Here is a 22,034-nt window from a genome sequence, read left to right as displayed (position 1 = left end):
GATTTTATTCGGATAAGCTGATCTATGCCTTCGCTAGCGGATCTGGCGCTACCCGCTTGCGCCATCTTCCCACTGCAATATCAGCCATGTTCCGAACCAGTCATCCCAATTTGCCGCGTTTCCGGGCAACAAGAGAAAGCATGACCAAAATCCGCTCCTGGCTTGGCAAGTAATGGCCGACTGTTTCGAAGCTGACGTGCGCCTGACCCATTGGCGTTCTAGAACCGGAGGTGAATATGTCCCGCGAATTTGCGTCCCGCTTCTTGTTGATTTCGCCCCGTTCAACATGCCCGAAGGTATCAAGATGCAGAAAGACCCGCGATCTGACCGCACTGGTAACCTTTTGGTTGTGATCCCCTGTCTGAACGAAGCGGGGCACATCGGTCGTCTGTTGCGTCAGTTGAAACCTGCAATGCAGCGGCTGGACGGCCGGGTTGTCGTCGCTGACGGTGGCAGTACGGATGGCACGGTGCAGATCGTCCAAGAGATTGCGGCTTCCGACGACCACGTCACGCTTATGCACAATCCCCAGAAAATTCAGAGCGTGGCAGTCAATATGGCCGTCGCGCAGGATGCCGGGCGGGCGGAATACCTGATCCGGATCGACGCGCATTGCGCCTATCCCGACGATTTCTGCGATGTTCTCATGCGGCAGGCCCGGTCGGTTCACGCGGACAGCATCGTCGTCAGCATGATTGCCGAAGGGGACCAGACGGTTCAGCGGATCAATGCCGCGACCCAGAATGCAAGCTTTGGAAATGGCGGGTCTGCGCATCGGTCGGTGCCGTCCGGCACCTATGTGGACCACGGTCATCATGCCCTGATTAAGGTCGCGGCGTTTTCGGATGTCGGTGGATACGATCCGACGTTCACACACAACGAGGATGCGGAACTTGATTATCGGTTGCGACAGGCTGGCTACCGCATCTGGCTGACCTCCGCGACAACGATCACCTATTATCCGCGTCGGTCTTGGTGGGGGGTGGGTCGTCAGTATTTCAACTACGGCACTGGTCGGGCCCGAAATCTTCTGAAGCACAGCGTTCTGCCGCGTTTGCGTCAGACCAAGGTGATGATGGTTTTTCCTGCGGTACTGCTGGCTCTTTTGTCGCCGGTTCACTGGATATTTGCGATCCCGGCCCTGATCTGGGTCATCTATTGCCTGTCAGCGGGGATCCGCATGGCGCGCCGCGACGGCGACCCGACCCTGATCCTGTGCGGCGTTTCTGCCATAATCATGCATTTGTCATGGTCGGTCGGCTTCTGGCAGCAAGTCATCCGCGAATTGATCCCGCAGACTCGCCGGGTGGCCCGATGACCGGGGACAGGCAGCTGGAGATCTGCGTCTGCACCTATCGCCGCCCGCAGGTGTCGAATACCCTTGCGTCGCTCTTCGCTCTGACCCCGCCGCCGGGGTTCGCGGTATCGGTTCTGGTGATCGACAACGACGACACGCCCAGTGCGCGGGCCGACGTCGAAGCAATGGCTGAGAGCGCACCGTTCCCGCTGCGTCATGTGCATTGTCCGCAGGGCAACATCTCGATCGCGCGGAACGGGGCCTTGTCCCACAGTGCCGCGCGATATCTGGCGTTTATAGACGACGACGAGGTCGCTTCGCCGGAATGGCTGGTACATCTTGTGGGAGCTATGGAGCGGGACGATGTCGATGTCGTCCTTGGGCCGATTGAGGCGGTCTATTCCAAGGCCGCACCCGCCTGGATGCGCCGAACGGAAATCCACGGCACAACACCCGTCTGGATCGAAGGTGTGATCCTCACAGGCTATACCGGCAACGTGCTGATCGATCGACAGGGTGCTGCCCTGCAAAATCGGGTGTTTGACCTTGAGCTCGGGCAGACGGGCGGAGAGGACTCGACATTCTTCGCCGGTGTCGTGGCCGATGGGGGTCGGATCGCGTTCGCGCCCGAGGCCGTCGTGCGCGAAGACGTCCCCGAGGACCGCGCGACCTTGGGTTGGCTGCTGCGCCGCCGTTTCAGAATGGGGCAGACGCATGTCTGGTCGATCTCGGGAACGCGACGCGCAGTGCGGCAGATTCCGGTGACGACGGCAAAGGCGCTATATTGTGCGGGCGCGGCTGCGGTTCAGGTCTTCAGCGTCGATCGGCGCAATCAGGCGATCCTGCGCGGAGCGCTACACGTCGGTGCACTTGCGGGTTTGGCTGGTGGCCGCCCGCTGCGACTGTATGCCCCGCAATTCACCTCCAGGACCCATGAATGAGCGGATCGGTTTTGATGCCATGAAGGAAATCGGTTTGAGAATCCGCGATGCCGATCTGGAGGCGGAACGTCTGCAGCAACGGGCGGCAGGCGAGGCGACGACCCTTGGCGATGTGCTGGCTTCCGCGCGGCGCCAGGCCGTCCCCTTATTCGTGAGTGTCCTGATCGGATTGTTGATTGGGCTCGTTCATTATGCGACGACGCCCAAGCAGTATTATGCTTCGGCCACCGTTTTGGTCGACGACCGGCGCAGTGAGATTGATCAACAGGTCACAGCCAGCATTCCTTTCGCGCGCAATGATACTTCGTTCCTGAATGAGATTCAGGTTTTGAAATCCCTGCAGCTTGCCACCGAGGTCGTGCGCCGCACGGATTTGCAGAACAGTGATCTGTTCCTTTTTCCGCCGTCTTCTCTGGCGCGCAACATCGTTTCGGGAATCATGGGACTTGTCAGGTCGGAAGACCCGGTGCCCACCCTGACTGCGGAGCAACAGCAGGAGGCGCGCATTCTTGGCGCGGCGTCGAAACTTCAGGGCAATATCATTATCGAACGGATCGGGCTGAGTTTTTCGATCAACATCGCCTACATCGGCCATGATCCGGAACTGGCGTCGCAGATCGTGAATACCTACGCAGAAGCCTATCTTGCAGACCACCTGAACGCCAACGTCGAGTCGACCGAACAGACGGCGGAGTGGATGGTCCGGCGCCTGGCCGAACTTGAACAGCGTGCCGCCGAAATTCAGGCCGAGGCCGCGGCCCTGCGTCAGAGCGACCCGACCCAGGTTGCGCAGCTGCGCCAGTTGGCGCAGCGGGAATCGACCTTGAATTCGCTCTATCAAACGATCGCGGCCCGGTATCAGGAAGTGTCCATCCAAGGGTCGTTTCCGGTCACCAACGGTCGTATCCTGACACGGTCGCCGGTGCCCAAGAACCCGGCCCTACCCAAGCTGTCCCGGACGCTGGCGGTCGCGATATTGCTTAGTCTCATGCTGGGATTCGCCATCGCCGTTCTGCGTGAAATGCGAGAACAGGCCTTCCGCGTCAGCACCGAGGTCTACAACCACACCGGAAAGTCGTTTCTGGGACATTTGCCCCGGATCGATCTGAAAAATCTTTCCGACAGGCCGCCGCCCGAAACCAGTGCGATCGTTCTGAACGAACAGACCCATTCTGGCGGTTCGCCAGAGGGTGACGATGCGGCTCCGTCCGACGCATCGTCGATGGAGGCGGAATGGCAAGAGGCGAAGACCCTGTCGCCGGAACTGTTCTGGTCCGTGCTGATGCCGCAGTCGACGTTCAGCGGCACGCTGAGAAATATCCATTCCACAATCGGACTGGAATCTGGGGACAGCCTTTGCAACGTCGTCGCGTTCACGTCGATGTTGCCGGACGAAGGCAAGACGACTGTGGCTATGAATTACGCCAACATGCTGGCGAAGTCGGGGGCGCGCGTCTTGCTGATGGATGCGGACATCAGGGGTTCCGGCCTGAGCACGTCGCTTCGGCTTCCAGAGAGTCCTGGCGTTGTGGACGTGCTTCGCGGCCGGGCTCCGCTGCCTGACGCAATCCATGTGCTGCCGTTCACAAACCTGCACATTCTGTTGCCCGGTCCCGACCGCGAGCAATCGGTCGCGGGGGACATTCTCTATCAGCAGAACGCGCGGGCTTTGATGGCGGAACTGCGAAATCATTACGATTGTATCGTTCTGGATATGCCGCCCTTGGGAAAATCGGCCGAGGCCAAGGCCATGATCGCACATATCGACCAGATCGTTCTGGTGTGTGACTGGGGCAGGACCCCCCGGTCTCTCGTGACGCAGTATCTTGCCCATGAGTCTGAGATCGCAAAGAAAATCATCGGGGTAGCTCTGAACAGAGTGGATATTCAGAAGTTGTCGAAATACGCCCGTCCTGGATGGCCCGAAAGTTATACCGAAGCAGATTCGACACTCGTTTGACGCGTTACCGCGTAACGATGGCACGATAGCCTGACATAGCGTAGACTGAGCCAGCCTTATTGGGGGATTAGGTTGGTGCGTTTGTCTGTGTTCATATGTTTCATGCTGATTGCCGCCATCGTGACGGCGATCGGGTCATATTTTGCTGGGTCCGGATTTTGGGTCATCGTGCTGCGTGTTGTCGCAGTATTGGTGGTTCTGCAGACCGCGTACTTTCTGCTGGCACTTGTCAGCGGGCTCGTTCGGCCTCGGAAACCGAAGCCGTCCGATGCGAGAACGAAGACCAAGGGCAACGATCCCTTGGTAGGAAGACAGAAACAATGATCAGCCATGTTGCTTAGTGTGGGCAGCACAAACAATCACATCGTTTTCTCCAACATTACAGACCAGTCTTGCAGCGTCCATTCCGATGGGTCGCGGGCAATGACTGCAGACGCATTTCTGGGCCGCACAAGCGCGCGTGCCAGACGGGATTTGCCAACTTTGACAAGTTGGGGCAGCAAAGAAGGTCGGTGGACCAATTGCCCCATTGCGCGACCGAAATGGCGACCGCGAATTTCTTGCACCAGTGTTTCGAAGGCCAGCGGGCGTTGTAACGCGGCGCGGCGAAGCGCCATGTGATCAAGCATTCCATCGGACAGATCCGGATAATCCCTCAACAGATCGTCCTGCGCAGAGATTATTGCGGCAACGTCGTCGGGATGCATTCGGTACGACAAGGAACTGTTATGCCTACGATACAGGTAATAGGACTGCGGCAGTAGGTGCATTCGCCCACCATTCAAGAGAAAACGCATATATAAATCATGATCTTCGCCGATTTTGATATCTTCGCGGTAGCGCAACCCCGATAACGCAGTACGACGGATCAGAGGTTTGAGATAACCCAGTTGCGGCGCGTTCGGATCGGCCGATACGAAACAGGTTGCTGACAATCCAGCGGGCTTTTCCGGACGGTTCGTGCCCATAAGGGTGCCTGCTGGCCGAATGCTGGCGTCGTGGAAATAGGTCAGATCGTCCGCCACGGCGTCGGTTTCCAGCGCATCACCGGCGGTCGTCATCCGTTCAAGCCGACATGGATGAATGATGTCGTCACTGTCGACAATGGCAATCCATCTGCCAGTAGCCATTTCAAAGCCACGATTTCGCGCAGCACCGGGTCCGGCATTCCGGGACGTTTCAAAAATGCGGACGCGGGGATCGGTGTCCGCGACCCCACGCGCAACCTTGATGCTATCGTCGCTCGAAGCATCATCCAGCAGCAGAATTTCGATATGCCCGACCGATTGAGCCAGCACAGACCGGAGCGCCATGGCAAGGTGGTCCGCACCATTGTAATTCGCCATGATGACGGAAACCAGAGGCGGTTCGGCAAGGTTTTTCAAATCAGCACTTTCGGATATCGGTTTGACTCAAAGGATAGACTCTCGCAGCCGAACTCCCATAGGCCTGCCCATATCCGGGGGCTTTCGGCGGGCACGCGCCGGAGCAAGCCGTCCAGCTTTGCGGAGCGTATTTCGGCTGTATAGACATTGCTGAATAATTGTATTCGGAGGACCGGAATGATTCAGGCGTCAAAAAATGTCGGCAGGGTGATAAAGTCGTCAAAGCAATGCGTGATTAGCTTTGTTTTTTTGCTTCCCTTGCCGGTATTTTCACAGGAAACACCGCAAGGTGCCAGTTTCTTCGACGATTTCGAAACATTGGATAAGTCGCTCTGGGGGATTTCTGACGGGTGGGCCAATGGTGATTGGCAAAACTGCGTCTGGTCTGGCGACAACGTTGCCGTCAAAGAAGGGATGCTGACGTTGGCTTTCTCAGGGTGGACGGGTGATCAGCGCGACTATAGCTGCGGCGAGATTCAATCACTGAATGTCTATGGATATGGTACATACGAGGCGCGATACCGAACCGCGGCCGGGTCGGGCCTGAATGCGGCTTTCTTCACCTATATTGGTCCATACCATGGCAAGCCGCATGACGAGATCGATTTCGAGGTCCTGGCCCGCGATACGAGTTCAGTCAGTTTGAATACCTATGTCGACGGAACCCCCATGAACGGCAAACAGGTGGCGTTGCCCATGCCTGCCGATGATGCGTTCCTGACCTATTCGTTTGTGTGGCAGCCGACCGGGATAAAATGGTATGTAGACGGTGAGCTGGTGCATCAGACGCCACCCGAAGCCGTACTGCCCACGAACGGGCAGAAGATCTACGCCAGCTTCTGGGGAAGCGACAGTTTTCCGGACTGGATGGGCCGGTTCGTGGAGCCGGAAACCGATCTGAAGATGGAAGTCGACTGGATTGCATTCACTGCGCAGGGGGACGCCTGCCAATTTCCGTCCTCGGTCGTCTGCAAGAATGAGTAGCATCCGCGCAGATCGGCCGGGCACCGGCATTGACGTAATCACGGTCGAACCGGATGTGGTTCTTCTGGTGATCGCCCTTTTTGGCCTCGTTTTCATTCCCGCCCTGGAAACTTACGGTGCGTTGATTTTTCTGACCGGAGGATGCGCGCTGCTGGTTCGTCGCATCCAGATCGTGCTGAACCTTTGCATCAGATACTGGTATCTGATGGCATTGCCGATATTCTGCCTGCTGTCGGCGGTCTGGTCACAATATCCTGCAATCTCCTTCCGCTTCGGTGTCCAACTGACGGCGACTGTGCTGATCGCGATTGCAATGGCTTCGACCACGTCGGCGCGTGCGTTCAGCCGCGCATTGTTCGGAGTGTTCTCTCTTGCGATGCTGACCAGCATCCTGTTCGGCGATGTACGCAGCGACACAGGGGCCTGGTTGGGAATCTACGGCAGCAAGAATGCACTGGCAGGCGAGGCTGCGACCTATGTGATTGTCTGTACCTCTCAGATATTGGACCGCACGGCCTCCAATGGTCATCGGCTGATGGCAGTTCTCGGGTTGATGATCGGCGCCATGCTGCTTTTACTTGCTCAGTCGACAGGCGCGCTGATCGTGGTGCCGCCTGCGCTTTTCCTGCTGTTTTCGCTTCTGCTCATCTATCGGCTGTCTGTCGTTCAACGCCTTGTTGCGATGACATTCGCTGTATTGTTGGCGGCGATGATGGCTCTACTCGTGACGATCTACGCCGATGCGCTTTTAGACCTGTTGCTGGAGACGACTGGCAAGGATGTGACCTTGACGGGCCGAACCGATCTTTGGCGGATTGCCAGAGAACTGATCGCGGAACGTCCGTTTTTTGGCATCGGATACCAGGCATTCTGGGTCAAGGGTTACGCCCCGGCCGAGGTCTTGTGGTACAATTTCGCGATCGAAAGTCGAAGCGGCTTCAATTTTCACAACACCTATTTGTCCAATGCAGTGGAGATCGGGGTACTCGGCGTCTTTCTACAGGTTGTCGTGCTTTATGGGGCTGCTCTGGCAACTGGTCTCTGGGCCTTGCGCACCCGCCTTGCCGAGGCGTCGTTACTGTTCGTTCTGGTCGCGATGATCGTCATGTTGAGCTTTGTGGAAGTTAATGTTTTCTTTCAGTTTTCGCTGCGGACTGTCATCGTGATATGCGCGTTTGTCTATGCCACGCGCGGGCTGGATGCCCATCGGCGCGGCACCTAGGCAAACGCGACCTTGCGCCCATATTTGGCGATCAGACCGTCGATGGCCGACATGGCCTGATCCGTGGCCCGTTCGATATTGGCGTCCGTCGAAAGGCTTGGCCTCATCTGCGCCAGCTTTTGCAGGCTGCGCGCTGCCATGTGGTGACAGGCGTTATTCAAAGGCTGCGCCAGTTTGCTGGTGCAAGCCGCCTTGGCGCGCGGTCCCGACCCGGACCGCCCGGTGGTGACGGCCCAGCTTTCGCGCAGGTTCGACGGAAACAGGAAGGCAGGCTGGTAGTCGATGTCCAGGGACTTGACCCAATCGTACCACTTGAACCGATGGATGTGATGCATGGTCCGGACGGCGATCCACGGGGTGCGCAGAGCATCGGCCACGATCGCACCGTGCATCGCTTCTGTGATGACGAGTTTGGCACCCAGAATCTGCTGAATGATGCGCTCGGGCGGGTCTGTCGGGTCGATGAAACTGATGCCCGCCAGATCGCAGGCGACCTTCCAGTTGCCCCGCTCGATACTTTCGTAGTGCGGGATGAAGCCGATCTTGATGTCAGTCGCTGGCGCGGGCAAGGGCGTCTGGCGCAACAGAATTGCAGAATCGGCGATGGCCAGATCAGGGTTCAGGCCCAAGGCCTCGGTCGTCTGGGGGCCACGCACGAAGTGAAAGTCCCAACTGCCGTCGTGAACATCCGGCTTAATGGTATAGCCACCATAGCCGGAGCCGACGACAATTTTTCGCGCGTCCTTCGGATAGCCGTGCTGGATAATCGAACCGATTCCAATGAACAGTTTGGATGCGTCGTCGTCAAAGAAACCGGCGGGCAGAAGGTGTGACCACATGGTCGCGTTCAGTTCGTCCCCAAAGTTGGGCGGATCGCCCTGAAAATATGTCAGTTTCATGCGGTGGTGTTCCCTTTGGTGGGTAGAAAACTGCGGAGTTCGCGCATCCGGGCGCGCGATAGAAGCAGGATCGCTGGACAGTAGATGACGACGGCCAGGGCCAACTGGAGGCCAAGTCTTGTAGCCTGCCCCAGATCGGGAAAGACGGAAGGGACGGCAATCATGGCGGACGCCATCAGAGCAGTCGCCACCATGGGATTTTGAAAACTGGCCAGATAGCTCCAGGCGCTCCGCTTCAGAAGGCGTGCGGTCATGGCCACAGACACCGGCCAGAAAAGGACGGTCTTTGCCACAAGCACAATCATCAGCGTCGGCAGGCCAAACCTGTAAGTCAGCAAAATGACGGCGACTGACGTGGTTTGTTGAACAAGCTGATAATAGAACCACCACTGAGGCTTACCTTGGCTCTTGATCAGCGCGGCCTGTACTACACCGATGCCCGCCAGCACGCCGACCACGCTGAATGCCTGCACCGCGAAGGCCGCGCCCGCCCATTTCTCGTCGAGCATCACAGCAAGCAGGTCCTGCGCCACGATGGCAAGGGCAACGAACATCGGCAGGCTGACAGCAGCCGATACGAAGGATGCGATTTCGAACGCCTGGGTGCTCTTGTCGGCATCGTCTTGCAACGCCGACAACAAGGCAAAAGTGACGGACGACAATGCCCCGCCGATCAGTTGCGTCAGCATGCTGAAAATCCGCTGCGCGAAGAGGAACAGGCCGAGGATCACCGTGCCGCCAAACATGCCCAGCACCAGGTGGTCGAGTTTGATCGTCGACAACATCCGGTCTCCGGACAGGAATGCGCCATTACCGAACACATCCCGAAGGGCAGTCCAGGTAACGGACAGTCCGGGCTTCCAGCCGGACACCCAATAAGCCATCGCGCAGGTTACAAGACTGGCCGTGACCTGACTGCCGACCAGCGCCCAGTATCCAAAGCCCGCGACCAGCATCGTCAAACAGATGACAACGCTTACCATGGTCGCCACAGCAGTGCGCATCGCGATCAGCTTGAATTTCATCGACCGGACGATCATCGCGTTTGGCACGGCCGAGGCGAGATCCAGCGGAATGCGAAGTGCCAGAACGGGCAAAATGATCGCAATCGCAGGGTCGCCGATCAGCTTTGAAATCAAGTCTGCGCCGAAGACGAATGGAATGAATGCCAGCACTCCAAATCCCGCCGTCAGCCAGAAAACGCTGTCGGCATGGGATTTCAGCAACGTCCGGCGCTGAATCAGAGCTTCGCCGAAGGCCAGTGGAGAAAACGCCACGACCGAAATCACGATGCTGCTGGCCAATCCGACCAGTCCGAAATCCGCAGGCGACAGAAACATCGCGCTGACAAAGAACACCACAGCGGAACTTACGGTCGGAATAAGCGTCTGCAAGGACGACCACAGCACGCCGACAATGGCCGAAGCAGAACGTCCCGTGGTCAGATGCGGGTGGTAATCGTCCGCAGGGCCGAGTGTCGATGGTTTTGCGATGTCAGCCGGAGTGCTCATACCCGCACCATCAATTGGACGGCGGGGCTTCGGCGTAGGAGTCCAGGTCCACCTCGACAACATCGCCGGGCATGAGCACATCGCTGGGGTCACCCACGAAAGGTGCCGGATCGTCCCCGCGCACGCGGGTGATCGTATAGCTGATCGTGGCCGTTGAGGGGTCGAGCGCAGGAACCTGGCCGATTTGCTGGCCCGCAGCCGCTGCCAAAAGGTCGTATTGACCGTCAAGCTTCGCCTCGACCCCGGCAATGCTGGTGTTGACCTGCTGCAAGGTCATCGCGTTCTCCTCGTTGCGAACAGCCATTAGCAGACCCTCGTTGCGCTCGTATCCCTGCATTTCCTGTCGCGCTGAAAGGATCGATCGTTCGATATCGAGCAAGCGACTTTCCAGCTCGTTCACATAGGATGCCCGTTCAAAGACCCGTGTCGATGCGACCAGGCCACGTTCGGCCAGCTGTTCCTCGCGTTGCAATTCGGCCTGTCCAGCTTCGAGTTGTTCGCGATTGGTCGTAAGCTTGTCCTCCAGGACCTGTAACGCACCTTCAAGCGCCGCTCGCGACCGTGCCAACGACGTCACTTCGTGATCGTACCGGGTATTTCTGGCTTGCAGGATAATGGATTCCGCGGCTTGTGCGACCGGATCGAGATCGGAATCAGGGGTCCCGAAATCGGCGTCTCCGTTAATTTCCGCCATCAGCCTGTCGCGTTTTGCCGTCAGGAATGTCAGTTCTCTCTGAAGGACACGGATGGTGCCGCGTGCATTCAGGTAGTTCCGTTCCTCGCCGTCGAGCGCTTTGACGCCAGAAAGTCCACTGGCCAGTGTCACGGCCTTTTGCACCGTAAGGCCGGGCGCGTAGTCATAGACGCCGGGCTGTTGTACGTCTCCATCGACATAGATCGGCGCATAGCGCTCGACACTGACTGCGGCATGAGGGGTCTGGCCAATTCCGGTGAAAGGTTTCATGGCCTCTTGCAGCGCCTTCGCCACTTCGGTGGTCGTCATACCTTCAACCACCAACGAACCGACGAGGGTCACTGCAATATCTCCGTCAGCCCCGACCGGATAGCTGTCCGAAAACTCGTAGGTATCCACGACTTCGGTCTTCCCGGCATCCCAGACGGCAATCTGGATATTCAGGGTGTCATTAATGCCGACACGATAGACTTGGGCCCAGCCCACAGTTGCCAGAAACTGCGCAACGATGAAAATGGCGGAGCAGCGGATGCGGTTTTTCAAGGGCATGATTTATCCAGAATTACAGTCCAGGATCAGTAAGACCCTTTGGACGAGATAACTGCGGGAACCGTTTTCGCCAGAATTGCAACATCCTGACGCATGGACCACTGCTGAACATATAGCGTATCGTAGGAAACGCGCTGTTCATAAGTCGCGTCACTGCGCCCGCTGACCTGCCAGAGACCAGTGATGCCTGGTCGTGTCTGAAGATAGAGATTGGCTGCCGCCCCATACATCGCCAGTTCGTCCCGGACCACGGGGCGAGGGCCAACAAGGCTCATGTCGCCCATCAGCACATTGATGATCTGTGGAAGCTCGTCGATACTGTAAGCGCGCAGCACGGCTCCGATACGGGTGACACGGGGGTCGTTGCGAAGTTTACGGCTGCGCAGCCACTCGTTTCGCTCATCCTGGTGGGTGGCCAGATATTCACCGAGAACGTCATCACCGTTTATTACCATGGACCGGAATTTCCAGCATTTGAATACCCGTCCGCCATGACCGACGCGCGAATGCCCATATAAGATCGGTCCCCGTGACGTTAGTTTCACGGCAAGTGCGGCCCAGAGAAACAAAGGTGCCAGGAGGACCAGTGCAATCAGCGCGACAGCCAGGTCGAGACCTCGCTTTGCAGGGCCACCAAGCACTGTGTCCGCGCGTGTGATTCCGGTTGCGATCGACGTTGATTCAGACAGACCCTCTTTGACGAGGTTTCTCAAACTAGTGGATGGCATGACCTAACTCCTGTATTCAGAATCGACATTCGCTTTTCCATGCTCTACCGACAATTTTGCAGGTGCAGCATTTCATCTATGATTTTTTATAAATTGGCGAAAAACGGCCATTGAATGTGCGGGCGTGATTCTGAATTGCTCATAATTCATGCGCTTGGCAGTCAAATTGCACATGCATAAAGAATGTTTTTTTATATAAATCAAAGGGTTAACGTCACGTATGCCTTGTAGGCGCTGAAGTGACGGAAACCCGCCGACACTTCGAAACTTTTTACTTACCGTTTAGGCAGAGTTACGCTTGAATCTGCACCGCAGCATTCCGATCCCTGCAAAGAGCGTTTTGCCTTGGTCGCATTATGGGACAATACTGACAGTTTTAGCGTCGAGCATGTGACGCGGACGGGTAAACAACGCAAAACTCTGCAACGGTTTCCATGGGTCGGGCAATACCGTGTAGGTCAGGGCGGCACAGCTTCCGCACTGCGCCGACCACACCTGAACGTGGCGAAACGGTACTACGCCAAAGCAGAGCCTTAGCTGCTCGCCGACAAAGCAGGCTGGAGCGCCACTCTGATTGCGTCAGGGGTAAGCCGGAACTCGGTATCCTCCATAGAGAGGATACTGTCGGACATCGCCCTAACTGCGCCGCGATCCAAGCCGTCCAAAAGACTGATCAGCGCCTTGGCGGACGGTTCATCCACCACGAACCCCAGGGAATTCCGTGCGACCTTGCGTGCGGTCTCGGTCCCGGCCACCGCAATGGAAGGGCAACCGAACCAGCTTGCTTCATAAATTCGGTTGGGCAGAAGCCAATCGGAATTTGCACCCCGCTGCCAGAGGTCCTGCGCCCAGACCAGATCGCACCGGCCATAAACCTCGGCCAAACCATCTGGATACTCGTACGGGCCAAAGTAACTGACGTTGTCGCGCCGGTCGATTTGTTCGTCAAAGTCCGGCAAAGTGTGGCGATGGATATTGCCATGGATTTCTATGGCGACCCGATCTCCGAAATGATCGGCGGTTTCCATCAGGAGGTTCAGGCTTGGTGCGCAGCGGATCGATCCGACCCAACCGATCGTCAGGGGCGTATCGGACGATCTGCTGCGCCGCATCGGCGGGCGGGGAATCGGATCTTCATCGAACCAGAGCTTGTTTTCCAGAATCGCATATTGCCCTTGGTAGCCCTGTATCGCCTCGAAATAATGTCTCATGAACCCCGGCGACGATACCAGTAGAAGTTGCACACGCGTCAACAATCGTCGTTCGCACCATCTCATCGCGGCACCGACGGCGTCTGGGCGCGTGAACAGGCCGTGGATATCCAGGCATTCGTAAACCAAAGGCACATGACTCTGCCCGGTCATCCAACGGGTGATCCAGGCAATGATCAGCAGGTCGAAGTTGCGAGCGATGATAACGTCGGCTGTAGATAACGCGTCGCGACGTTTCATGACCCGGTAGATGCCGCGCAGGATGCCGATCATCCGTCTGCCATAACGCTCGTTCTGCATAAGACCCAGGTCGATGTTGGGCCAATCCGGGACGAACGCAGTGTTCATATTTTCCCGTCGGAAGGAAGCAGAGCGAACACGATACCCCAACGCCCTGAAACTTTTCAGACGCCTGATCTGTGACGATTCCGTCAGGTCGAAGGCAAAGACGAAGATTTCGGTCAACGGTTGGTCCTTGCAGGCACGTGCATCTGCGCCGTGTCATTACACACCTCCATCCCCGGCCCGCCACGCCCCTGCGGATTTCCAGCGGAAGTTCGCCGCCACGCGAACAAGGTCGCCGGGCAATTCGCAACCGCGCACTTATGCTCAAGATTGGCGGTAAAGCCAGGTAGGTGTCACCACGGCACGCCTCGGTTGCCATTCATTTACGAACTGTATCGTCGACGCCGGCATCTTTCACGTTCTGGCCCCCAGCCGATCAAGAGGCACGTATTGCCTAGCCCCGACCGATATACGGCATGGCCGATGCCATCACGGTCATAAAGGGTACGTTCACATCGAGCGGAAGTGACGCCATGTGCAGGACGGCTTCTGCGACGTGTCGCGCATCCATCACAGGCTCGACCTTTTCCGTCCCGTCGGCCTGCGGCACGCCGCGGGTCATCTTCTCGGCCATGTCGGTCAATGCGTTGCCGATGTCGATCTGCCCGCAGGCGATGCCGAAGCGGCGGCCGTCGAGCGATAACGTCCGGGTAAGGCCCGTCACAGCGTGTTTGGACAGGGTATAGGGCGCGGAGCCGGGGCGGGGTACATGCGCCGAGACCGAGCCGTTGTTGATGATGCGGCCGCCCTGCGGCGATTGTCGGCGCATCAGGCCGAAGGCCGCGCGCGCGGCGAGGAACGTGCCACCGACATTGACGTCGAGAACCTGACGCCATTCAGCTACGGAAATTTCGTCGATGGGACGAGAGGCCACGTTTGTGCCCGCATTGTTGAAAAGGACATCGAGGTGGCCCCATTCCGATTCAATACGCGCGAAGGCGGCGTCGAGCGCGTCCGGATCGGTCACGTCGCAGGGCAAGACCAGTGCATCGTCCGCATCGCCTGCGGTTTCGTGCAGAACATCGGCCCGTCGGCCCATGAGCGCCGTGCGCCAGCCCCGGTCCAGAAAGAGGCGTGCGGTCGCGCGGCCGATGCCGCTTCCGGCGCCGGTGACAAGGATGGTCTGGGTCATGGTATCTCGCTTGAATGAAGGGCGGTGTAAGGGTCAGTAGAACACGCCGACCAGCCATAACGGTACGGCGGGTATATAAGTGACGATCAGCAGGACAAACACGAGCACCGCGATGAATGGAAGGTTGGTCTTCGTCGTAGCCCAAACGTCGGTCCTGGCGATGGAGCAGGCGGTGACCAGCACGCTCGCCACCGGCGGCGTCTGCTGGCCCAGCGCGATGTTCAGCGTGAGCAGGATACCGAAATGGACGGGGTCGATGCCGAGTTGATTGACCAGCGGCATGAAGATCGGGACCGTCAGGATGATCGCAGCCGCACCGTGCAGCACCATACCCACGAAAAGCAGGAAAACATTGATTATCATCAGAACGAGGAACGGATTGTCGGTCAGCGTCGTGATGGATGCCGCCAGTTTCTGTGGCATCTGTGTCTCGGTCAGGTAGAGGCCTAGAACGGCGGAAGATGCCACAAGCAGCATCACCACCGACGTCTGAAGCACCCCGTCGACCAGCGCGTTGTAGAGCTTGCGCAGGTTCAGCTCGCGATAGACCAGCAGGCCGATGACAAGCGCCGCCAGCACGGCGAGTCCCGCGCCCTCGGTTGCGGTGACGACACCACCAAAGATGCCTCCAAGGATGATAACGGGAAGCATCAGCGCCCAGACAGCCTCGCGCGTGGCGCGGCCAAGGCGGGACAGCGAGAAGCTCTCTTCGCGCGGAAGATCATAGCGGACCGCGAAGTAATAGCACATTCCCATCAGCAGCGAGGCCCCCATCAGGCCGGGCACGATGCCCGCCACGAATAGCTGCACGATCGAAGTGTTCGACAGCGCGCCATAGAGGATCATCGGAATCGACGGTGGGATGATGATCGCCAGCGACGCGGAAGAGGAGGTGAGCGCCGCAGCGAAGCGTGGAGAATAGCCCTTGCGCTTCATCGCCGGGATCAGCACCGACCCGGTCGCCGCCACATCGGCTACGGCCGATCCCGAAATTTCGGCGAAGAAGAGCGATACTCCGACGTTCACCATCGCCAGTCCACCGCGCACGAACCCGATCAGAGCCGATACGAAGGCAATGAGCCTGGTCGAGATGCCGCCAGTATTCATCAACGCGCCTGCCAGAATGAACAACGGAATCGCGATCAATGGAAAGCTCGTCGCGCCGTCGAACAGAGACAGGGCGGCATTCAGGAACCCCGGTGTTCCGTTCAGAAGCCAGACGCCGATCAGAGCGCTGGCAAGGATGGATACCGCGATGGGCAGGCCGATGGCGATCATTACGAACATCGACAGGAGTACGAAGGCTTCGGTCACGATCCGCGCCCCGCGCGCGATAGCTCTGCCTCGGCCCGCGCGATTTCCAGCGCGATCTCCTCACTCTCGGGATCTGCGCCCGCGCGCACGGATATCAGGCGTTCCGGCAGTGTCAGGAGGCGGGCCAGCAGCATAAGCACCGCCGCGACCGGCAGGATTCCCTGCACCAAGGTGCGCGGCACGAATCGAAGAGTGGTCATCGTCTCGGATCCAAAGAAGTCCAGAATTGCCCATCCTCCCCAGGCAACGATACCGAAGGTGGTGAGGAAGATCACCTCGACCAGCCAGAAAAGACCCATGCGGAACGGTCCCGGAAGTCCGAACAGCAGGCCGTTGAAGCCCAGGTGCGCATTGCGCAGGACGGCCAGCGCCGCACCCGTGAAGGTGATCCAGGCCAGTAGAACGGAAGAGACTTCATCGTACCAGATCAGCGACGATCCTGAATAGCGGAAGCCGACACCTAACAGGACGATGCAGGCCAGCGTGACGATCATCGCCAACGTCGTTGCCTGCAACCCGAGATCGAGCGTTCGGATGGCCAGATTGCGCATGTGGGACGCTCCAGTGCGGGAAGGGGGCGGCGCGCAGATACGTCGCGCCGCCCGATTTCGTCAGATCCGGGTCAGGACCCGTCAGCGAGTGCCAAAGCCTCGTCGATCATGGCTTGCCCGTTCTCGACCTCGGTCGCGAACTTCTCATAGATCGGCTTGGAGGCATCGACGAAGGCAGCGCGATCAGCAACGTTCACCACCATCCCTGCATCCTTGAGTTTTGTCAGAAGCTCTTCGTCCTGGCTCGCACCCTGTTCGCGCGCCCAAACGGCGACTTCCTGCGCCGTTTCGGTCAGGATCGACTGGATCTCCGGGTCCAGCTTGGCGAATGTCTCTACGCCAACGGTAGGATAGGCGGGCGAATACACGTGGCCGGTCATCGAAAGGTACTCCTGCACCTCTTCGAACTTGGCACCCGCAATGTTGGTCAACGGATTTTCCTGTCCATCGATGACACCGGTTTGCAAGGCCACGAATACCTCGGAGAATGCCATTGGCGTCGGGTTGGCCCCCCAGGCCTCGAACATGGAAACGCGCCAAGAGGAGTTGGGCGTCCGGATCTTCAAACCCTCCAGATCGGCGGGCACATTGATCGGGCGCTCGTTGTTGGTGATCTGGCGAAACCCGTTTTCCCACACGGCGAGCGGGCGGTATCCCTTGGCCTCGGCCGCAGGGACGAGGGTATCGCTGAACAGCGTCTCATCCATCCGCGCCAGATGCTCCCGGTCGGCCACAAGAAACGGCAGATCGAAAATGGCATATTCCGGCGCGATTTCCGGCATGATGGAAGACGGCAAGGTCAGATGCATCGTTCCCAGTCGAATTTTCTGGAGCATGTCCTTGTCCTTGCCCAGCTGCGAACTGTCGAAGACCTTGACCTCCCCCAGATCGCCCAGCTTCTCGTTGGCGCGGCGCTGAAATTCGTAGGCCGATTGCCCTTGCAAAGAGTTTGGCGTGGCGGAGATGCCGAAGATGATCTCCTGCTGCGCCGCTGCCGCGCCGCCCCATGCGATTGCCAGCGCGACCAGCGCGCTCAGGTTCATCGTTTTCATTTCATCCTCCCTGAATGATCCATTGTGGTCGGCGTTCGCCGACAGTCCTAGCTCCCGGCAATGGCTTTGGTGGTGCCGGTCTTCCCAGCGGCCCAGTCTGGCCGCTTCGTCAGCGCCGCCCGCAAATCTGCGCGCGCCGCGTCGTCGGTGCCCCTCTGCGTGGTGCGCCCCGCAAGACGTCGGCCAAGCGACAGCGCTGCAAGTGTCGCACCCGTATCGGCGATGCCCTGTCCGGCGATATCATAGGCCGTGCCATGCGCCGGCGTGACGATGGGAAAGCCATAACCCGCTATCAGCGTTACTCCGCGGTCGAAACCGATCAGCTTCATCGCGATCTGGCCCTGATCGTGGAACATCGTCAGCACCGCATCGAATTCGCCCTTCAGCGCGCGCACGAACACGGTGTCCGATGGCACGGGGCCAGTTACCGCCATCTGATGCGCCCTTGCGCGCTCGACGGCCGGGAGGATGATGTCTTCGTCCTCCGTCCCGAAGTTGCGCCCGTCGCCCGCATGGGGGTTAAGGGCTGCGACACCGATGCGTGGCCGTTCGAAGCCTGCATCCTGCATCACCTCCACGGTCAGTTGCAGGCTGTCGAAGATACGGTCCGCGTTCAATATCCCGGCCACGTCACGCAGAGGGATATGCGACGTCACGCGGGCATTCCAGACCTCCTCCAGCACGTTGAATTCCCGCCCCGACCGGGGCGCGTCCAGCACCGCGTCGACGAAGCCGATTTCGTCGACGTAGTCTGACTTGGCCATGCGCATCGCGGCCTTGTTGAAGGGAGTGAATGCAACGGCATCCGCCAGTCCCGCTTTCGCCGTCAGAAGGGCCGCGCGGAAATTCTCGAGGGCGGCGGTCCCGGACGACGCGGTAGCTGTGCCGATCATTGCATCGTTGGGATCGAAGGTGCTCAGATCAATCAATGCGTTACCCTCGATGGGGCCGCCCAGGGCATCGAGGCCAATGACCGGCAGGTCAAGCGTTACACCTGCTTGGCGTGCACCCAGTTCCAAGGCGCGCCGATCGCCGAAAACAAGGATGTCCGTTCCCTCGCGGGCGTCGGACAGAACGCGGGCCGCCAGTTCCAGACCGATGCCGCCCGCATCGCCAAGCGCCATCGCAATTCGTCGGCTGTCAGTCATAGGTCGCTCCGTTTGTATACAAAATACATAAATGATCTCGAATGACAAGTGGGATGCTGATAAGGGCAGGATAGGATCAGGAGATTACATTGCCCGACAATCATCGAACCCCGATCCAGACCATTCAGAAGCGGAGCTTGCATGATCAGGCCGTGGAGCAGATCCGTGATCTGATTATCGAGGGTCACCTGGAGCCTGGACACCGTATTGACGAAGCTGCACTTACGACCGAACTCGGCATCTCCCGCACTCCGTTCCGCGAAGCTCTGCGAACTCTTGCAGCGGAAGGATTGATCGAGATCCGTCCCTCACGGGGCAGCCGGGTAAGGAAGCTTTCCACCGAGGAAGTCCATGGTCTGCTCGAACTGCAAGCCCATCTGGAAAGCCTGGCTGGTCGCCTCGCATGCGAGCGCGCTACGGATGCGGAGATTGCCGGACTGCTCGACCTGCATGATCGGATGATCGTCCTCTACGAGGCCCGTGACCGGCTCCCGTACTATAAGTTGAACCAGGAGTTTCATACACGCCTCGCCGAAGCCGCCGGCAACAGTGTGCTGGCGGAAACGCAACGGAGCCTGCAGGCACGACTCAAACGTATCCGCTTCATCGGCAATCGTCGGCCGGACTTTTGGTCTGCCGCAGTGCACGAGCATGCAGAGATGGCCGAGGCACTGCGCGCAAGAGATGGCAGTCGGCTCGCCGAGACAATGGAACGGCACCTGAAGAACACCTGGGACCGCGTCCGCAATGTCATCAGCTCCGAAGACAGGTGAAAGCGAGTTGCTACAAGCTCCAATGTCAGACGCTGCAAAAAACGAGCGCTGGACTGTTCACAGAGCGGAAGCTGAGCCAGCTGACTATTGTCAGCAACCTTCGGAACCGGAGGCGAACGTGTCGGATGCCTGGTTGCTTTCGAAGACTGATCGGCGATGACAGGTTTCGTCGGGCCTATGTCCCGCTACGTCTGGATAAAAGTTTCCGAATTTGTCCTTGCCCCCCATGTTCGGCGCAAATAGACGGGTCGGCGGAGACGTGGCCGAGTGGTCGAAGGCGCTCCCCTGCTAAGGGAGTAGGCCCGGAAGGGTCTCGAGGGTTCGAATCCCTTCGTCTCCGCCAGAGCCTTCTAGTTCAATGACTTAGAGGTTGGGAAGACAAGTGCGATACAATGTGGAGCACAAGCCCATGACGCTGTCGGCTTATTTTTCCACTTCAAGACACGGTGTTTACCATTTCCGCCTCGCCTTCCTCAGGCTGATAACACCAGATGCACAACAGTCTGAATGTCTCACAGAACGAAATGTCCTGACCGGGCTGGCGATTTTCATGGCGCAGAAAGCACGGGGAGGGTCAAACCAGATGCGGGAAAGCTCGTGGCTTTCTTACCGTATAGTCAGAGTATTTCGCCATAATGCGCTTATTGGCAGACGTAACGCTGCAAGATGCGAAGAGATAAAAAAGGAATGCAGGATTTGCCGCTCATGGGCTGAGCAAAGATGATAGTGAGCCCCATTGGCACGACGTGCAGTTTGAGAGCCAGCGGTTGATTGCCCGTCGCAACGTACTGTCCTTGTTGCTCAGCGTTGTACCTCGATCAGGTTGTTTCGCCGCCGTTCACCGCGATCATCTGACCGGTAACAAAGTGGGCTTCGTGTGACGCAAGATACCCCACCATCGACGCGATGTCTTGCGATTGTCCCATGACTCCTGCCGGGATTCGCGCTGCGCGCGCCGGGTCATCTTCAGTTTTATTGTCTTTGCGGATCTGGCCGGGGGATACGGTGTTTATTGTGATGCCCTTTGACGCAAACTCGGTCGACAGCGCTTTGGTAAGGCCCCAGACGCCATGTTTCGCGGCCGAGATCGGTGCGCCTTCGTTATAACCTTTGATGGCTTTCATGCCGGCAAAGTTGATGATGCGGCCCCAGCCCGCCTCCACCATCCCCGGCAAAAACGCCTGACTGGTGCGGAACACCGCAGTCAGGGCCACGTCCATGACGCCGTGCCAGTCGTCTTCGGTCATTTCGAGGAAGGGTTTGTGTGGTCGACGTGTGGCGTTATTCACTACGATATCAACACGACCAAACCGAGACAGCGCCGCGTCAGCGATAGTGCGGATTGCGTCTTCTTCGCCCATGTCCCCCATGGCGATCAGCGATGCCACACCTTCGGCTTCAACCGCCGCAACCGTTTCTTCAACGGCGGCAAAGTTGGAAGAGCCATTCACGACCACGTTGCAGCCCATCCGGGCCAACTGCACCGCAGTTGCGCGTCCGATATTCTGCCCGGAGCCTGATACAAAAGCTGTTTTGCCCTCTAACGCCCGATTGTTCATGATCTGCTCCCCTTCATTCCGCCCTGTTTGCCGGGCAACGAAACACGCGCACCAAGTTGCTTGGCGCGGCAGGGTTTGCCAGGAAAGACCAGATTGACTGGTCAAGGAGGTATGTCAATCAGTAGAAAAATGTTGACAATTGGCAGTTAACAACGCTTTCATCTTCCAATGGCGAGTGATGGCGTCTGCCTTGAACTCATTCACGCTGCATCAGGCACGGGTTTGGCGGCGCGCCCAGTTTGACGATTGCGGGTGCAGATGTCGCGCGGCAGCGACGGAGGAGATCGGTGGGAGGTAAGGGGCCGATCACAGCCACTGCAGGCAGAGCACACTGCAGGGTGCTGAAAAAATTCAAAGAATAAGGTGTGACAAGACTAAGTATTTCGACCGGAGCATATCAATAAATATCGACCATATGTGCCGGGACTTCAATTTGACCATTGAGCGTCAAAACAAGATCACAGGGAGAACTTCACCATGACAGGTAGCGTCCACGGACGTGGTGTAATTTGTTCTCCGGCTGGGTGCTGAGCCGGTTTACAGGGCGGCGATTTTCGCCAGGTCCATGGTGTTATCCTCGCAGACGGTGGCGACGGTTTCCAGCGTCATGTAACGGCGCGTGACCGCCCATTCGTCATTTTGCTCCAGCATCAGGGCACCGACGAGACGTTTGATGGCTGGCTCGTTGGGGAAAATACCGACGACATTGGTGCGACGCTTGATTTCTTTGTTCAGGCGCTCAAGCGGATTGGTTGAGTGGATTTGCCGCCAGTGAGCCT

19 protein-coding genes, 1 tRNA gene and 1 pseudogene are annotated in these 22,034 nt (G+C 58.2%); 7 read left to right on the top strand and 14 right to left on the bottom strand.

The window, feature by feature from the left end; genetic code table 11:
• Positions 1 to 304 precede the first annotated feature (304 nt).
• From BMY38_RS16160 to BMY38_RS16150, 3 genes are read left to right on the top strand one after another with little or no spacing between them, the layout of a single operon-like run.
• Positions 305 to 1,318 (top strand): glycosyltransferase family 2 protein, encoded by a 1,014-nt coding sequence (locus BMY38_RS16160; RefSeq protein WP_092765028.1) that lies wholly within the window; start codon positions 305 to 307, stop codon positions 1,316 to 1,318.
• Positions 1,315 to 2,238 carry a glycosyltransferase family 2 protein gene (locus BMY38_RS16155; protein ID WP_092764798.1) on the top strand — a complete coding sequence of 308 codons (924 nt, stop codon included), beginning with the start codon at positions 1,315 to 1,317 and terminating at the stop codon, positions 2,236 to 2,238. Before BMY38_RS16160 ends, BMY38_RS16155 begins: the two co-directional genes overlap by 4 nt.
• A gap of 34 nt (positions 2,239 to 2,272) precedes the next feature.
• Positions 2,273 to 4,198, top strand: a complete 1,926-nt coding sequence (locus BMY38_RS16150; protein ID WP_217638825.1) for an AAA family ATPase — start codon at positions 2,273 to 2,275, stop codon at positions 4,196 to 4,198.
• A 359-nt stretch (positions 4,199 to 4,557) separates the two neighbouring features.
• Here the strand turns inward: BMY38_RS16150 and BMY38_RS18500 are convergent, their stop codons facing one another.
• Both BMY38_RS18500 and BMY38_RS18760 read right to left on the bottom strand, forming a co-directional pair.
• Complete coding sequence (locus BMY38_RS18500; RefSeq protein WP_245737655.1) at positions 4,558 to 5,223, bottom strand: hypothetical protein; 666 nt, start codon at positions 5,221 to 5,223, stop codon at positions 4,558 to 4,560.
• Positions 5,224 to 5,262: 39 nt separating this feature from the next.
• Positions 5,263 to 5,511 (bottom strand): annotated as a pseudogene (locus tag BMY38_RS18760) (glycosyltransferase family 2 protein); the annotation flags it as partial.
• A gap of 249 nt (positions 5,512 to 5,760) precedes the next feature.
• Here BMY38_RS18760 and exoK point away from each other — a divergent pair.
• Both exoK and BMY38_RS16130 read left to right on the top strand, forming a co-directional pair.
• Positions 5,761 to 6,567, top strand: a complete 807-nt coding sequence (exoK, locus tag BMY38_RS16135; protein WP_092764790.1) for an endo-1,3-1,4-beta-glycanase ExoK — start codon at positions 5,761 to 5,763, stop codon at positions 6,565 to 6,567.
• Positions 6,560 to 7,789: an O-antigen ligase family protein gene (locus tag BMY38_RS16130; protein ID WP_092764788.1), complete on the top strand. Its 1,230-nt coding sequence runs from the start codon at positions 6,560 to 6,562 to the stop codon at positions 7,787 to 7,789. Before exoK ends, BMY38_RS16130 begins: the two co-directional genes overlap by 8 nt.
• Here BMY38_RS16130 and BMY38_RS16125 read toward each other — a convergent pair.
• From BMY38_RS16125 to BMY38_RS16080, 10 genes are all read right to left on the bottom strand, one after another.
• Entirely contained in the window at positions 7,786 to 8,688 is a 903-nt protein-coding gene (locus tag BMY38_RS16125) for a polysaccharide pyruvyl transferase family protein (protein ID WP_245737653.1), read from the bottom strand. The two genes, BMY38_RS16130 and BMY38_RS16125, sit on opposite strands and share 4 nt — an antisense overlap.
• A complete protein-coding gene (locus tag BMY38_RS16120; RefSeq protein WP_092764786.1) occupies positions 8,685 to 10,199 on the bottom strand; it encodes a lipopolysaccharide biosynthesis protein in 1,515 nt (504 codons plus the stop codon). The genes BMY38_RS16125 and BMY38_RS16120 overlap by 4 nt, the downstream gene beginning before the upstream one ends.
• A gap of 10 nt (positions 10,200 to 10,209) precedes the next feature.
• Complete coding sequence (locus BMY38_RS16115) at positions 10,210 to 11,442, bottom strand: polysaccharide biosynthesis/export family protein (RefSeq protein WP_092764784.1); 1,233 nt, start codon at positions 11,440 to 11,442, stop codon at positions 10,210 to 10,212.
• A 26-nt stretch (positions 11,443 to 11,468) separates the two neighbouring features.
• The gene (locus BMY38_RS16110) at positions 11,469 to 12,170 is read right to left on the bottom strand and encodes a sugar transferase (protein ID WP_092764782.1); all 702 of its coding nucleotides are present in this window, start codon (positions 12,168 to 12,170) and stop codon (positions 11,469 to 11,471) included.
• 533 nt (positions 12,171 to 12,703) lie between these two features.
• Positions 12,704 to 13,846, bottom strand: coding sequence for a glycosyltransferase (locus BMY38_RS16105; RefSeq protein WP_092764780.1), 1,143 nt, complete (start codon positions 13,844 to 13,846; stop codon positions 12,704 to 12,706).
• A 274-nt stretch (positions 13,847 to 14,120) separates the two neighbouring features.
• The gene (locus tag BMY38_RS16100; protein WP_092764778.1) at positions 14,121 to 14,858 is read right to left on the bottom strand and encodes an SDR family oxidoreductase; all 738 of its coding nucleotides are present in this window, start codon (positions 14,856 to 14,858) and stop codon (positions 14,121 to 14,123) included.
• Positions 14,859 to 14,891: 33 nt separating this feature from the next.
• A complete protein-coding gene (locus tag BMY38_RS16095; protein ID WP_092764776.1) occupies positions 14,892 to 16,172 on the bottom strand; it encodes a TRAP transporter large permease in 1,281 nt (426 codons plus the stop codon).
• Complete coding sequence (locus BMY38_RS16090) at positions 16,169 to 16,723, bottom strand: TRAP transporter small permease (protein WP_092764774.1); 555 nt, start codon at positions 16,721 to 16,723, stop codon at positions 16,169 to 16,171. Before BMY38_RS16090 ends, BMY38_RS16095 begins: the two co-directional genes overlap by 4 nt.
• 71 nt (positions 16,724 to 16,794) lie before the next feature.
• Positions 16,795 to 17,775, bottom strand: coding sequence for a TRAP transporter substrate-binding protein (locus BMY38_RS16085; protein WP_092764772.1), 981 nt, complete (start codon positions 17,773 to 17,775; stop codon positions 16,795 to 16,797).
• A gap of 47 nt (positions 17,776 to 17,822) precedes the next feature.
• The gene (locus BMY38_RS16080; RefSeq protein ID WP_092764770.1) at positions 17,823 to 18,923 is read right to left on the bottom strand and encodes a 4-hydroxythreonine-4-phosphate dehydrogenase PdxA; all 1,101 of its coding nucleotides are present in this window, start codon (positions 18,921 to 18,923) and stop codon (positions 17,823 to 17,825) included.
• 89 nt (positions 18,924 to 19,012) lie between these two features.
• Between BMY38_RS16080 and BMY38_RS16075 the strand changes: the two genes are divergently transcribed.
• On the top strand, positions 19,013 to 19,696 hold the full coding sequence (locus BMY38_RS16075; RefSeq protein WP_092764768.1) for a GntR family transcriptional regulator: 684 nt from the start codon (positions 19,013 to 19,015) through the stop codon (positions 19,694 to 19,696).
• A 253-nt stretch (positions 19,697 to 19,949) separates the two neighbouring features.
• Positions 19,950 to 20,039: transfer RNA gene (locus tag BMY38_RS16070), tRNA-Ser, on the top strand.
• Between the two features lie 475 nt (positions 20,040 to 20,514).
• On the opposite strand, the gene BMY38_RS16065 is transcribed toward BMY38_RS16070, so the two are convergent.
• The gene (locus BMY38_RS16065) at positions 20,515 to 21,255 is read right to left on the bottom strand and encodes an SDR family NAD(P)-dependent oxidoreductase (protein ID WP_092764766.1); all 741 of its coding nucleotides are present in this window, start codon (positions 21,253 to 21,255) and stop codon (positions 20,515 to 20,517) included.
• Positions 21,256 to 21,792: 537 nt separating this feature from the next.
• Positions 21,793 to 22,034, bottom strand: a 242-nt coding sequence (locus BMY38_RS16060; RefSeq protein ID WP_175495923.1) for a transposase, incomplete at its 5' end; no start/stop codon positions are given.

Origin of the sequence: Jannaschia helgolandensis (assembly GCF_900109285.1) — a bacterium.
Taxonomy (GTDB): domain Bacteria; phylum Pseudomonadota; class Alphaproteobacteria; order Rhodobacterales; family Rhodobacteraceae; genus Jannaschia; species Jannaschia helgolandensis.
The sequence above is the reverse complement of the archived record's forward strand: the minus strand, read 5'-3'. Positions and strand labels throughout refer to the sequence as shown.

Coding starts and splice junctions, on each gene's coding strand:
- BMY38_RS16160 (WP_092765028.1), top strand. CDS start 305: ATGCAGAAAGACCCGCGATCTGACCGCACTGGTAACCTTTTGGTTGTG.
- BMY38_RS16090 (WP_092764774.1), bottom strand. CDS start 16,723: ATGCGCAATCTGGCCATCCGAACGCTCGATCTCGGGTTGCAGGCAACG.
- BMY38_RS16115 (WP_092764784.1), bottom strand. CDS start 11,442: ATGCCCTTGAAAAACCGCATCCGCTGCTCCGCCATTTTCATCGTTGCG.
- exoK (WP_092764790.1), top strand. CDS start 5,761: ATGATTCAGGCGTCAAAAAATGTCGGCAGGGTGATAAAGTCGTCAAAG.
- BMY38_RS16065 (WP_092764766.1), bottom strand. CDS start 21,255: ATGAACAATCGGGCGTTAGAGGGCAAAACAGCTTTTGTATCAGGCTCC.
- BMY38_RS16085 (WP_092764772.1), bottom strand. CDS start 17,775: ATGAAAACGATGAACCTGAGCGCGCTGGTCGCGCTGGCAATCGCATGG.
- BMY38_RS16155 (WP_092764798.1), top strand. CDS start 1,315: ATGACCGGGGACAGGCAGCTGGAGATCTGCGTCTGCACCTATCGCCGC.
- BMY38_RS16125 (WP_245737653.1), bottom strand. CDS start 8,688: ATGAAACTGACATATTTTCAGGGCGATCCGCCCAACTTTGGGGACGAA.
- BMY38_RS16120 (WP_092764786.1), bottom strand. CDS start 10,199: ATGAGCACTCCGGCTGACATCGCAAAACCATCGACACTCGGCCCTGCG.
- BMY38_RS16080 (WP_092764770.1), bottom strand. CDS start 18,923: ATGACTGACAGCCGACGAATTGCGATGGCGCTTGGCGATGCGGGCGGC.
- BMY38_RS16130 (WP_092764788.1), top strand. CDS start 6,560: ATGAGTAGCATCCGCGCAGATCGGCCGGGCACCGGCATTGACGTAATC.
- BMY38_RS16100 (WP_092764778.1), bottom strand. CDS start 14,858: ATGACCCAGACCATCCTTGTCACCGGCGCCGGAAGCGGCATCGGCCGC.
- BMY38_RS16110 (WP_092764782.1), bottom strand. CDS start 12,170: ATGCCATCCACTAGTTTGAGAAACCTCGTCAAAGAGGGTCTGTCTGAA.